General features: G+C 56.8%; 15 protein-coding genes and 3 pseudogenes. 6 read left to right on the forward strand and 12 right to left on the reverse strand.

The window, feature by feature from the left end:
* The first annotated feature begins 15 nt into the window (after nucleotides 1–15).
* The 3 genes from nrdD to AB4O41_RS28625 all read left to right on the forward strand — a co-directional run bounded on the left by nrdD (nucleotide 16) and on the right by AB4O41_RS28625 (nucleotide 2,589).
* Nucleotides 16–183 (forward strand): anaerobic ribonucleoside-triphosphate reductase, encoded by a 168-nt coding sequence (nrdD, locus tag AB4O41_RS28615; RefSeq protein ID WP_460145610.1) that lies wholly within the window; start codon nucleotides 16–18, stop codon nucleotides 181–183.
* Nucleotides 180–875, forward strand: a complete 696-nt coding sequence (locus AB4O41_RS28620) for an anaerobic ribonucleoside-triphosphate reductase activating protein (RefSeq protein ID WP_460145611.1) — start codon at nucleotides 180–182, stop codon at nucleotides 873–875. The genes nrdD and AB4O41_RS28620 overlap by 4 nt, the downstream gene beginning before the upstream one ends.
* Before the next feature lie 94 nt (nucleotides 876–969).
* On the forward strand, nucleotides 970–2,589 hold the full coding sequence (locus AB4O41_RS28625; protein ID WP_460145612.1) for a methyl-accepting chemotaxis protein: 1,620 nt from the start codon (nucleotides 970–972) through the stop codon (nucleotides 2,587–2,589).
* A 39-nt stretch (nucleotides 2,590–2,628) separates the two neighbouring features.
* On the opposite strand, the pseudogene AB4O41_RS28630 reads toward AB4O41_RS28625, so the two are convergent.
* The 4 genes and pseudogenes from AB4O41_RS28630 to AB4O41_RS28645 form a co-directional block, all read right to left on the reverse strand.
* Nucleotides 2,629–4,007: pseudogene (locus tag AB4O41_RS28630) on the reverse strand (4Fe-4S binding protein).
* Nucleotides 3,995–4,849, reverse strand: a complete 855-nt coding sequence (locus AB4O41_RS28635) for an FTR1 family iron permease (RefSeq protein ID WP_460145613.1) — start codon at nucleotides 4,847–4,849, stop codon at nucleotides 3,995–3,997. Before AB4O41_RS28635 ends, AB4O41_RS28630 begins: the two are co-directional and overlap by 13 nt.
* 21 nt (nucleotides 4,850–4,870) lie before the next feature.
* Complete coding sequence (locus AB4O41_RS28640) at nucleotides 4,871–5,203, reverse strand: cupredoxin domain-containing protein (protein WP_008067071.1); 333 nt, start codon at nucleotides 5,201–5,203, stop codon at nucleotides 4,871–4,873.
* Nucleotides 5,204–5,734, reverse strand: a complete 531-nt coding sequence (locus AB4O41_RS28645) for an iron transporter (RefSeq protein WP_460145614.1) — start codon at nucleotides 5,732–5,734, stop codon at nucleotides 5,204–5,206.
* Between the two features lie 213 nt (nucleotides 5,735–5,947).
* Here AB4O41_RS28645 and AB4O41_RS28650 point away from each other — a divergent pair, with 213 nt between their 5' ends.
* The gene (locus AB4O41_RS28650) at nucleotides 5,948–6,193 is read left to right on the forward strand and encodes a DUF3079 domain-containing protein (protein ID WP_460145615.1); all 246 of its coding nucleotides are present in this window, start codon (nucleotides 5,948–5,950) and stop codon (nucleotides 6,191–6,193) included.
* A 105-nt stretch (nucleotides 6,194–6,298) separates the two neighbouring features.
* On the opposite strand, the gene AB4O41_RS28655 is transcribed toward AB4O41_RS28650, so the two are convergent.
* From AB4O41_RS28655 to AB4O41_RS28670, 4 genes are all read right to left on the reverse strand, one after another.
* Nucleotides 6,299–6,973, reverse strand: a complete 675-nt coding sequence (locus AB4O41_RS28655; RefSeq protein ID WP_460145616.1) for a polysaccharide lyase family 7 protein — start codon at nucleotides 6,971–6,973, stop codon at nucleotides 6,299–6,301.
* A 312-nt stretch (nucleotides 6,974–7,285) separates the two neighbouring features.
* Nucleotides 7,286–7,831, reverse strand: a complete 546-nt coding sequence (locus AB4O41_RS28660; RefSeq protein WP_460145617.1) for a hypothetical protein — start codon at nucleotides 7,829–7,831, stop codon at nucleotides 7,286–7,288.
* 108 nt (nucleotides 7,832–7,939) lie between these two features.
* Entirely contained in the window at nucleotides 7,940–8,731 is a 792-nt protein-coding gene (locus AB4O41_RS28665; protein ID WP_460145618.1) for an XRE family transcriptional regulator, read from the reverse strand.
* A 98-nt stretch (nucleotides 8,732–8,829) separates the two neighbouring features.
* Nucleotides 8,830–9,363, reverse strand: coding sequence for an HD domain-containing protein (locus AB4O41_RS28670; protein ID WP_460145619.1), 534 nt, complete (start codon nucleotides 9,361–9,363; stop codon nucleotides 8,830–8,832).
* Nucleotides 9,364–9,612: 249 nt separating this feature from the next.
* On the opposite strand from AB4O41_RS28670, the gene AB4O41_RS28675 reads away from it, so the two are divergent.
* A complete protein-coding gene (locus AB4O41_RS28675) occupies nucleotides 9,613–9,951 on the forward strand; it encodes a hypothetical protein (RefSeq protein WP_460145620.1) in 339 nt (112 codons plus the stop codon).
* Nucleotides 9,952–10,530: 579 nt separating this feature from the next.
* On the opposite strand, the gene AB4O41_RS28680 is transcribed toward AB4O41_RS28675, so the two are convergent.
* The 3 genes and pseudogenes from AB4O41_RS28680 to AB4O41_RS28690 form a co-directional block, all read right to left on the reverse strand.
* Complete coding sequence (locus AB4O41_RS28680) at nucleotides 10,531–10,695, reverse strand: hypothetical protein (RefSeq protein ID WP_460145622.1); 165 nt, start codon at nucleotides 10,693–10,695, stop codon at nucleotides 10,531–10,533.
* A 54-nt stretch (nucleotides 10,696–10,749) separates the two neighbouring features.
* Nucleotides 10,750–10,950, reverse strand: coding sequence for a hypothetical protein (locus AB4O41_RS28685; RefSeq protein WP_460145623.1), 201 nt, complete (start codon nucleotides 10,948–10,950; stop codon nucleotides 10,750–10,752).
* A gap of 18 nt (nucleotides 10,951–10,968) precedes the next feature.
* A pseudogene (locus AB4O41_RS28690) lies at nucleotides 10,969–11,037 on the reverse strand (transcriptional regulator); the annotation flags it as partial.
* A 165-nt stretch (nucleotides 11,038–11,202) separates the two neighbouring features.
* Here AB4O41_RS28690 and AB4O41_RS28695 point away from each other — a divergent pair.
* Nucleotides 11,203–11,463, forward strand: coding sequence for a hypothetical protein (locus tag AB4O41_RS28695; RefSeq protein ID WP_429580580.1), 261 nt, complete (start codon nucleotides 11,203–11,205; stop codon nucleotides 11,461–11,463).
* A 288-nt stretch (nucleotides 11,464–11,751) separates the two neighbouring features.
* Here AB4O41_RS28695 and AB4O41_RS28700 read toward each other — a convergent pair.
* Nucleotides 11,752–12,019, reverse strand: a pseudogene (locus AB4O41_RS28700) (MFS transporter); the annotation flags it as partial.
* Nucleotides 12,020–12,112: the final 93 nt, after the last annotated feature.

The raw sequence follows: 12,112 nt of genomic DNA on the forward strand, positions 1-12,112 counted from the left end.
GCAAGGAGCTTCACCATGACTGCATCGCAAACACTGCCCCAGACTCAACGTCAACGCTGCGAAGTCTGGACCCGAGTAATGGGTTATCACCGTCCTGTGTCGGCGTTCAATCCGGGCAAACAGTCGGAGCACCGTGAGCGGGCGCACTTCACTGAAAGCGCGGCACTGGCCGGGCGCCAATGAGTCGAATGCTTCGGGTCGGGGGCATGGTGCCCCTGACCACTATCGACTATCCGGGACAGCTCGCCTGCGTGCTGTTTTGCCAGGGTTGCGCCTGGCGTTGTCGTTATTGTCATAACCCGCAGCTGATTCCCCCTCGTGGCAGTGAGGAAGTGGATTGGCGGCGGGTGTTGGCGTTTCTGCAACGTCGTCAGGACCTCCTCGATGCCGTGGTGTTCAGCGGCGGTGAGCCAACCTTGCAGGACTGCTTGCTCGGTGCCATGGATGAAGTGCGGGACATGGGATTTCGCATCGGACTGCACAGCGCCGGGATCAAACCTTCCGCGTTCGCCAAGGCACTGACCGGCGCGGATTGGGTCGGTTTCGACGTCAAGGCGTTGCCCGAGGATTGCCAGGCCATCACCCGGGTCGAGGGCAGTGGAACCGCCAATTGGCGCAGCCTCGAACATCTGCTGGCCAGTGGTGTCGACTACGAATGTCGCACCACCGTGCATTGGCATCTGTTCGAACCGGCGCGTCTTCTGACTCTGGCAAAACGCTTGAATGCGCTTGGCGTCAAACGCTTCGCCGTGCAACTGGTTCGCACCGAGCGGATGTTCGATCCACTGCTGCCGAGCGTTTCGGCACAAGCCTTGTTGCCGGATCTTTGGGACTCCATGCGCGAGTTGTTTCCAACATTCGTGTTGCGGGGGTAACCGAGGCTGCGGATCAGCGTTGGACGTGATACTCACCCTTACGGTTTTCAAATGCACTGCCTCACAGGCGGGTATTAAACAGGGAGCATTTGATATGGCCAAATTAAGTACGGCACAACGGATTATCATCGGTTTTGCAATTGCACCGCTGACTCTGATGGGCATGGCGTTTTACGCGTTGCACGATCTGGCAACGCTCAAGGATCAGTCCGTTGTGATCGTCAAACAGGACTGGCCGAAGATCGAACCGATCATGGTCATTGCCACCGGCGTGCGCGATAACGCCAGGAACACCCGGGATTTGCTGATCAATAAAGACAACCAGCAAGTGCAGCAGTCCATCGACACCACCAGGAAACGGATTACTCAGGCACTCGAAACGCTTGAGCCGTTGTTCTATTTACCCGAAGGCAAAGCCGCTTATGCCGCGTTGAGAAAGAATCGCGAGGCTTATGTTTCGGCGTTCACTCAAGTGCAGATATTGATCCGGCAAGGGGCTGTCGATGACGCCATGGCGCAGCTGAAACAAAAGGTCATTCCGGCCGAATCCGACGTTTACAAAAGCCTGGATGAGCTGATGGCGCTGCAAGGAAAAATATTCGCCGACCGTGAACACTCGGCGCAAGAACTGTACAGCGATGCGCGACGCAACATGCTCGGATTATTCTTGTTCTGCCTGGCGCTGGTCATTACCGCCGCAGTCATCGTCACACGCAGCGTGACTCGGCCACTGGGTGGCGAGCCCGATGATGCGGCACGAGTCTTGAGTCAAATTGCCGAGGGCGACCTGACGATTCAGGTGCCGGTGAGTTCAAGTGCCGGCGCCAGTGTGATGATGAGCATGCACCAGATGCAGCAAAGCTTGAATACCATGGTCAAGCACATCGCGACCTCGGTTGATCAGGTGGCCAGTTCCTCCGAAGAACTGAGTGCGGTCAGCAGCCAGACCAGCAGCAATCTGCAATTGCAGGGGCTTGAGATCGAACAGGCGGCTGCGGCCGTGAACCAGATGACGGCGGCGGTGGATGAGGTGGCGCGTAATGCGGTCAGCACCTCAGAGGCCTCGCGACAGTCCGAGCAAACCGCGCAGCGCGGGCGTGAACAGGTTCAGGAAACAGTGGTTTCCATCGGCGAACTGGCTGATGGCGTCACCGATACTTCACTGCGCATTGAGCAACTGGCCGGCAGGGTGCAGGACATCAGCAAGGTGCTGGATGTGATCCGCAGCATTGCCGAGCAAACCAATTTGTTAGCCCTCAATGCGGCGATTGAAGCGGCGCGGGCCGGTGATGCCGGACGCGGCTTTGCCGTGGTCGCCGACGAAGTGCGCGCCCTGGCCCATCGCACTCAGGAGTCAACGCAGGAAATCGAGCAGATGATTGGCAACATTCGTCTGGATACCGGCCATGCAGTGACCGCCATGCAAAGCAGCAGTCACCTGGTGCGGGCCACCCTTGAAGTGGCGCGACGGTCGGGCGACGCCCTGGATGAAATTACTCGGTCAATCTCACAGATCAACGAGCGCAACATGATGATTGCCAGTGCCACGGAGGAGCAGGCATTGGTCGCGCGTGAAGTGGATCGCAACCTGATGGGCATTCGTAATTTGTCTGAGCAGGTCTTGTTGGGTGCCCGACATACTCACACCGCCGGCCACGACTTGGCACAAATGGCGGGGGCTCTGCACCAGACAGTGGCACGTTTTAAAGTATAGTTGTTCCGGGCTGGTGATTGGATAAGGACGCCGAAGCGCTCAGGCCCAGCCCCAGAATTGCAACCACCAGCCAAACCCGATCAATCCGTTGGCGAGGATCAGGCAAACGCCACCGGACAAGCGCCGAACCCGGGAAATGGCTTCGCGATCCAGCCGTTTCCAGCCCAGTAGCAGGCTCCAGCCAATCGCCGCCAATAACAGACAGGCCCTGGCCGGTTGCACCCACTCCAGTAGCAGACCTTCATAACGCAGCAATTTGACGGTGGTTGCCGACAGCCCGAGAAACAGTCCGGCCCCCCTAGTGGCGTTAGTGTCAATGCCAAGGGCTGATACAAAGTGCGATCTCGCGCCAGTCGGGCCGTCAGACGCAGAAGCAGCATCAACGCCGTGCCGAGCACGATCGAACTCAAACTCAGGTAAGTGACGATGCTGAAACCGTCGAGCCAGGTGAAGCTGTCGTTGAGCTGCGGGTAATGAGTGAGCAGCCACCAGGGGGCGTTGTCCTGCAGGGCCCAGAACTGGTTGTGTTCGACCAGCCATTGGGCGAGGGTTTGTTTGAGGGCAACAAACCATGGGCTGACCGTCCACTGAAACGCGCCCATGGCCAAGCCGATCACGCCGAATAGTAGCAAGCGTGTGTCCCAAGGGGACAGCGTCTGCGCCGTCGCGTGAAGAATCTCCTGATTGCTGGAGCGGGCGATCAGCTGAACGGCCCCGCGTTGCCCGCTGCAGCGTCCGCAGGCGTGGCAATCACTGGCGCCTTGCAGTCGTCGGATATCGAGAAGAGGGGCGCAGTTGGGCGGCGGCAGGCGCGGTGCGGCGTTTTCTAGCCAGCGTTGCTCATCGACCTGGAAGTGCACCGGAGCCAGCCTTGCGAGTAGGGCGAAGACGCCGCTGACCGGGCACAGGTAACGGCACCAGACCCGCTTGCCCCGGGCGAACAACAACCCGACGACGACCGCTACCACGGTCGAACCGCCCAGAATCAACAGCGCGGCCTGGGCGTAGTCATAGACGCTGATCAACTGGCCGTAGAGGGTCGTCAGGCAGAACGCCAAGGTTGGCCAGCCGCCCCAGCGTAACCAGCGCGGCACACCCAGGCCTTTACCGTAATGGCTGGCCCATTCGCTGAGCGAACCTTCCGGGCACAGTACGCCGCACCAGAGTCGGCCGAAGAACACCATCGACAGCAACACGAACGGCCACCAGATCCCCCAGAATAGAAACTGCGCGAGCAAGGTCAGGTTGTCGAGTATCCGCGCCTGGCTGTCCGGCAGCGGCAACAGCGCCGGGGTCACCAACAGCACCGCGTAAAACACTACAACAGCCCACTGCACCGCACGGATGACGGGCGCATGGCGACGCATCCCGTCACCCAGGCGCTGGAGCCATTGATTGCGTCGGCTCAGGTCGGGCATGGCAGATTTTCCGCAGTCCGTTGCCGTAGCCAGCCACCGACAGCCAGCCAATAACCGATCCACACCAACAAGGTCAGGCCACTGGGGCTTGCCCGATAACCGGCAAAACCTGCAAGAAAGCCACCCAATCCATGGCTGTCGCTCAGCAATGTGCTGCTGTCCCAAAGCGCTTCGCCAACGATGCGATAAACCACGTCCGGCAAATCCAGGGCGAGCAATTGGCCGCCGATTCGCTCGGTGCCGCTGACCAGCAACGCCGCGCCGAGCATGAGCAAGATGACTTCGCTGATGGCAAAGAATCGCTGCCATGAAATGAATCGGCGACTGCTGTGCAGTAGCGTGATGGTCAGCGCCGACAGCACCAGTCCCAATACGCCGCCGACAGCAAACAAACCGAGCTGCGGACCTCGCAACCGGGCGCCGGCGCCATAGAGAAATACCACCGTTTCGCTGCCTTCACGGCTGATGGCGAGCATGGCCAACAGTAATAAACCTGCGCCACCTTGCCGGGCCAGGTGGCTATCGGCATGTCGTCGCAGATCGTGGTTGAGGCTGCGCCCGTGGCGGCGCATCCAGCTCACCATCTGCACCATCAACAGGCTGGCAACCAGTGCAAGGGTGGCCTGGAACCATTCGCTGGCTGACCCGCTCATGGCCTCACCGGCAAACAGAATCAACGCCGCCAGCAGGCCTGAGAGCATCAACCCCAGCACCACACCCGCCCAGAGGAATTTGACCAGACGATTACGTTGGCCTTGCTGGCTGGCCCAGGCCTGGAGAATACCGATCACCAGCAACGCCTCGACGCTTTCGCGCCAGACGATGAACATTGATTGATTCATGAAAACTCCATGCGCTAACAGTTATTTCGCGAGGATGCCGCCCTCGGGCAATTGCGGATTGAATTCGTCGAAAAAAGGGTAGTGGCCGGGCCTCAGAGGGTGAATGACCACGAAGGTCGTCACACCCGGCGACAGGACTTTTTCAACCCGCAACGGCGTGCTCTCGAACTCGGCCGGCCCTTGGCCGACGTTTTTCAGAACGATCTTGAAACGCTGTCCGGCCGGCACCTCGAGCAAGGCCGGTGTGAAGTGACCATCGCGCAGGCTCAGCTCAAAGCTGGGTAACTGGGCATAAGCCGTCACAGGCACGACGGCTCCGGCGAGGATCAGCCAGGCAATGCGCAGGCGCTTCATTCAATAGCCGCCTTTTTTACCGATGCCGGCGTAGATGAATTCGTAGTGCAGTTCACAGCGTTCGAACCAGGGTGCTACACCGGTTTCCTTATCGGTGTGGCGCCCGAGGGAGCCATGACCGCCAGGTGGCAGGACGGTGAACGTCAGCTGATATTTACCGGGGCCAAGCAGCTTCACATTATCGCCATAGTGCGGACCGTCATTGGCCACCATGGCGTGGAAATCGCCCTTGATCTCGGGGTCGCTGCCTTGTTTTTTCAGGTTGAAAGAGACGTTCAGGTAGGGCACGAAACTACCTTCCTGAAAGCCCTGCCGATTGTCCGCAGTGGCCCGGATATCGGCTTCCAGGTGGACGTCGGAATCCGCGGTCGCGCGCATCATCCCCGCAGGTGCCATTTCTATCGGTTGCAAATACACCGCCCCGACTTCCAGCCCGGGACACAACTGTGGCTCCCCGATCGGGTATTCCTTGGCGTGAGCCAGTGGTGTGAGCAAGAGCAGGGCGAGTGATAGCGAAAAAGGGGTACGCATAATAGCTTCCTGAACACTGACGAGTAGGAGCCCGAGTCTAGGAAGCTTTGCTGCGAACAATAATGATTGTTATCAAGTTTTGAGCATTTAGAACTGACATTGGCGTGTTCGGGATTGCGCAGGGGCTCGATATCGATTCTTGATATGTATCAAGGCTGGTGTTGCGCAAGGGCTGTAGGTTGGAAGAACGCCACTCAATGATCGGAGATCGGTATGGCCAAGAACTTCCCCGTCAACCCCAAGCACCCCGAGCGGATCTGTTGGGGATGCGACCTGTATTGTCCGGCTAAGTCCCTGGCGTGCGGCAATGGTTCCGAACGGACGATGCATCCGGCGGAGATGTTTGGAGAGGATTGGCACCTGCCAAGCGATTGGGGCATTGATGCGGTCATTACTACAGACAAGGCGGCGGATGGCTTCCAATCACTGCCCGATGATGCGCTGCCCGCGAAGAGTTGATCCGTTTTTGTAGGAGCCAGGCTTGCCGGCGAAGGCGCGCTTAAGGACGCCTTCGCCGGCAAGTCGGATCGCCGCACCGCTGGCTCCTACAGGTCCGATTTCATATCAAGCGTGGGTGATGGAAAGGTCGCTGATGATGCACACCGAACCGTCTTCGGGGTCGGTGGTGTCGGAGTAGTCGATCTGGTTGTACACACCTCCGTGGAAGGCCAGCGTTTTCGTGTCCCAGGTGTTGTCGAGACGCATGATTGCGGAAGTCGATTTGACCCCGTTACAGCTCGCCGAAACGGACACTGCGCCGCTCGAATTGGCGTGAATGTTGATTTTGAACAGTGCCCCGAGCGGCACGTCTTCCAGAACCGTCGTGTTCACCGGGTCTTCTTGAAGATAGCTCGACCGGAACCCCATGGTGATCCGGCCTTTGTTCCAGAACACCTTTACAGGTGGTCGCTCTGAACCCTGCACATGAATCTGGCTGATCACGACCTTCTGCAGCGAGTTGACCTTCGTCAGCCGCATTTCTTGTCGGTTCCAGTGGTCGGCAGCGCTGGCGAACAGCCAATAACCCGGCTCCTTCCACTCGCAGCGCGTGCGCTGCGTGCTTTTGCTCGAAGCGCCGAGCGTCGGCGCCGTCATTTGCAGCGTGCCATCTGGAAGCATCGAAATGACTTCCGGACATTCAAGCAGCGCCCTCCAGCCGATGAGCTCAAGTGCGATGGGGTTGGTGTCGGAGATAGGAAGCGGTGTAGCGATTGTGTAGTTGCTGATGTCTACGGTCATGGTCATTTCCCTATTTCATTTGATGTCACCCTGTGCTCAGTTGAGCCTTACATTTGATGTAGGCCTACATCCCACTGCCCACTCGATGAATGGACAGAAGTGATGCTTTCATCGTTGCTCGCGTTCCGGGTCATGTGTCCGTTCAGCTAACACCTCGTTTCGATCCTTGAAGGTAAAAGTAGCAGTGCTTATATTTTATGTAAATAGCGCTGCTAATAATATTTTTGCTGGGCGTAAAAAAACCCGCGCCAGGCGGGTTTTCGATGCTTCGGCTTTTTAGCTGCAACCTCAAACACATGTCGAGCGCGAGGGTTACTTCGCCTTGGCGTTTTTTATGTCGCTTATGATTTGCTGCGCAATAGCTTCAACCTGCTCTTTGGTCATGGCTGACATGACACCCTCCCACGCAGACGATGACGTGTCATAGGTCCGGGTGCCAATCAGGCGCCCCGACTTCAAGTCTGAGTAATCTGCGCTTGAGTTGACCCAGGCGTTACCGACCATCACGCCGGCGCCGTAACGCGCACCTGGCGTCAGGTATCGAAAGTTGGTCACGTTGATCTTGATGTCAACACCGTCTTTGCCGGAGGGGCTTAATGCCTGAGTCTCGGAAAGGCTGTAGCCCGCTCGAGCGGCTTCGTTTTGCAGGGCCGCATTCCATTCCTGCTTTAAGCGAGGCCAGTCTTCGTTCTGCTGAACCTTGCTATTCCCTTGGAAATTAACGACCAGGTTTTGCTTGGCTGATTCCTGGATAGCCAGCGTTTCAGTGCCGCCGCTTTTTACGGAAGCTGCACAGCCGCTCAGCAGCGAGATGGCAATGGCGCATGACAGGGAGAACAAAAGCTTAGGGTTTTTCATTGAATTTCCGTATCCATAAAGAGTGGGTTGCTTTCATAAAACTGCTGACCGTTGCCAGTCCGGGTGCATCATTGCGTATACATCGCCTACCGGGCATGTGAACGCCAATCAGCGGGCAAACATCCCCCACCAGAACACGTGGCCCAGGATCACGATTTGCTGTTCCTGGATCTCTGCGAAGGTATAGTCCTCATCCGGATGCTCGTCGCGATTGAAGCTGCGCAGGCGGATGCCCATCGGTAGGCGGTAAACCTGCTTCACCCGTAGCTGACCGTTGTGGTTGATAGCGTACATGTCGCCGTCAACGATATCGCCCAGTGAGCTCTTGCCGACGTTAATGCCTACAGTCGCGCCGTCACGCAGTACTGGCAGCATGCTGTTGCCGCTGACAACCACGCACTTCGCGTTGCTGAACTGAACGCCGTTATGGCGAAGGTCTTTCTTGAAAAAGCGCAGCCGGGCGCTGTCACTTTCCTCAATCACGAAACGGCCTGATCCGGCCGCCAGTTCCACTTCGCGTAAGAAGGGAACGTAGACCTCATCGTCATCCAGGGGAGTGTCGTCATCCCAAGGTTGGATGTCCGACATCAATACGCTGGGCTGGATGCGCTCGGAAGGCTGGACGCTGGCAACGGTCGACATCAGGCGTTGGCTCACTTCATTGGCATCGAAGCGCAAGGCTTTTGCCAGTTTCAGGAGTGCCTCGACGTTCAGTGGAACCTTGCCGGTTGCATATTGACTGAAGGCGCTTTGGCCAGACCATCCGCAGGCCTCAGCCACGTCCGCTTGAGTGAGGTTTGATCCAGCCGCTTTGGCAGCAGACTTTCGCTGGTCGTAAATAGCCTTGAGCCTGATGCTTTCGGCGACTTCTTCAGGGGTGAGGGGGCGGCGTGTTTTCATGGCGACAGGGTATGATATTTCAGCAAATAGCGCTGCTGGTAATTTGTTGCCAGTGGGAGCAGCGCTGCTGCTATCAAGGGTGGAGTGAATGACTACATTCAGAGCCGCATCATTGGCAGTGGACTCAGTGGGTTCGTTAGCAGTCGCTTGAGCGAAAGCTGAACTAAGCGAAAGTGAAATCCTGCATCAGGAAAGGCCGAAAACACCTCACGTCGCTTCTGTCGCGAGAGTCCAAAAGTAACCGCTCCATGGGATACGTCGATCCAGTCGGCTTTCCGAAAAACCTCTGCAAGGTTCTGTGGATCGGTATGGGACCGAGTTATTTTATGGTGGTTGTGAATGATCGAGATAATTTCTTCCGCCCAACCCAGCTTATCGATTTCCCGAAGGAAGTCTTTTGCCAATTGCTCTGACGGGGGCAAATAATCAAACGTCTTGGCCGTCCATATGCCAAGGTCATGAAATACCCCGGCCACAACTATTTTTTCCAGGTCTACAGCATCCAGCATGTTGAGCGAGCAACAAAAGTTGATGACTCGGTACACATGATTTCGGTATCCGGTGAAGTCATTGCCGAGGTACCCGGCGTAGCGCTGAAGCAGCTCGTCCAGCAGCTCAATTTTGATGAGCAATATTCCATCCTCCTTGTTTGGAGGTGGCTACTTTATAGGCTTGGACGCGCATCTGCACGGATACCTCAACTGACGACGAAGCCGCATCAGGTTTTCCGCCTTCGCTTCCAGCCAATCAATCTCAGCCAAGGTCGTCTTCGCTCGCCGGAGGCGGCAGAATTGGAACTGAGCCTTGCGTTGTGCTGACATGCGCGCCTCCAGGGTGGCCTAGAACATACTTATTTATTTGAACGTCCCAGGAGCTGTTGAATGTTTTCATTAAGGAACGCAACGCTGTGCATGTCCCTTGTGAGCTTTGGCTTCGCCAGCAGCTCTTTCGCGAATCAAACCGTTGATACGCATCAAGTTGCCGTAACGCTTGTTGCAATGGGGCAGCTCTGCAATAAGGCAAACCCTGGCTTAAATGGCTCTATCGAAAATGCTATGGCCAGCGATCCCAAGATGGACGAAGCAACCAGGGCCGAAATCCGAAAAGTGAGCTCAGACCTTGCTTACAAAGGTGAGGTCGGACTTATGATGCAATCCCTGAACAGCTCGGGTATGGCGGCCATGGCGCAGGATATGTGCAAAAGCTACGGCCCAAAGTAGTTCGGTTCGCCTTGCTGGCGCTCGTTGCTCACGATTCGCTTTGGTGATGCAGGTGGGCGGTTATAGGCCGACGGCGGGCTCAATGGCGGTCAATCTGTCAGTCGATAAGTAAGCGGATACTTCTCGCTCACCGAGTCCCTATAGACGATCCCTCCTTCACCTTATCCGCAGGAGCCGCTAGCAGATCTCCGATCAGCGCGGGCGAGGAGACACTGACGGGCTCGACCATCTCCCCATATCCGGCGCGTCCATCTCTGCCTGAGTGCAGCCCAAGCGCTTCGCTCGTTCCCGGGTCGACCAGATTTCGCCGGCCGAATCTACTGGTCTGCCCTGCAATTTGAGAACGAACTTTTGGCCTTCGATTACGTTACTCGTTCCCGCGCACTCCCAAACGCGCTGCTTTTCAGATCTGGGCATGGGCGCATCCAGCCTCGCCTGAGCACCCTCGGAAAGCTGGGGAGGCTTGCCGGCGCAACCTGCAAGGGCAAGCGCTAGTAGTACTGGGGTGAATCGCATTTAAAATCCTTTTAATTTGTTTGTATGTTTTCGAAGCCGTACAACCTCAGGGGCGGCAATGATTCAGCCGCCCGTGCCATAGAACTGGTTCAACGCTATCAGCTCAAAAACAGCCACTAGCACGCAGAATGCAACAAAGCCGCGCGTGAAGACCCTGCGAGGCTTTTCGTAAGGCTGAAGATTAGCGAGCCCACCGAGAAGGTCGGATAAAAATTCGAGCAGCCCCATCAGCCATCTACCTCGCTGTGTATACATCCGGCCTTCAGCCGGGACGTGTGCGTTTCAATGAAGAACCTTGCGGCTCTCTCCAATCCTGATCCGATCCAACGCCCGGTTTAACGCATCCAAGGCATTAAGGAGGGCTTTCGCCTCAGCTTCCCGGCCATCGCCCCAGAGGCGTTCAGCCATTTTGTTCAGCGCCTGGATAGAGCGCTCAATGTCAGCAGCAGTCGCTGCTTTGCTTTCCTGATGTTTCTTTGGCATTGATCAACCCTTCTTCAGGTAGACCAGCTTCACGCGAAGCTGACCGTTGTGGTTGATCGCGTACATGTCGCCGTCGACGATATCGTCTGCATGAGACCGGCGCGCGCCGGCCGAGACCGGAAGTACGCTCTGTGCGGGTAGAGGTGCCGGTGGGGAGGAGGGCTTCAGCCGCTTATGCCGGGTCATACCCGGGTAGTGGAGGGAATGATGGGGCACAGCTACAGTTGATAGATGATTTAAAAGGAGGTGCGTATGAGCATCGCTGTCTGCGTTGTTTGTGGTGATACCGCCGAGAAAGCTTTTCCCGTAGGCAGTTTCGATGAGTTTAAATGCCCGAACTGTGGCTACTACTCAGTCAATGGGCAGTTGATAGAGGAAATGGAGGCAGCAAATCAGGTCTTTGATACCGAGCGCACCCAGCAATACTTGATGATCCACTCTCGGCCGGGCGTAGTACCTGCGATTACGCGTGACGAGACTACAAAGCATCAACTAATTGTGGAGAGCACGTGAAAAAGGTGAGGGTTTGTAGCACTGTGATGTGGGCAGAGTTGGCGGCGACAAGTGCCTCGGCTTCGTCCGGACAGACGCTGTTGCCGATCAGCCGCACCTGGTCTGCCTTGTTGATCGGTAGCCACTGCTCTCGGCTGGACATGGATGAACTTGGGTAACTTCTGATGCGCGGACATAGGGAATCCTCGTCGGCTGGCGTGAAGTGTATTTGTGGGCTATTGCTTGATGATTCGGAGCAGTGCTAGATCACAAGGAAGTAGAAATGAGCTTATTGGTAGAGCGGCCTTACGTTCTTGCCAGCCATGTCCACCATCCCACGGGCGCAGCAGTCGCAACCAGTCCCCAGAAGCCCAGCAAGACAGTCGTGGTGACCGCCGACCTACCGAATGAAACAAGCGCCAGTGCAATCACCGCCATCAAGATAGGGATGACGACGAGGGTTCGATGCAGGCTATTTTTCAAGAACGCTTCAAAGGAAAGTTCCCGCAAGGCCCGCCAGACCCAGGATGAGCAACATCAGCGACAGCATGGAAACACTGACGTGCGTGACCGTTTCGTTAAGTCAAACTGTTGCTTTCTGAAAAGCTTCTGAATGACAAAGGCCTGTTGCATAGGGTGCAACCAGCCAGCGCCTCGGACATGACACTTC

It is taken from the genome of Pseudomonas sp. S2_A02 (genome assembly GCF_054668495.1).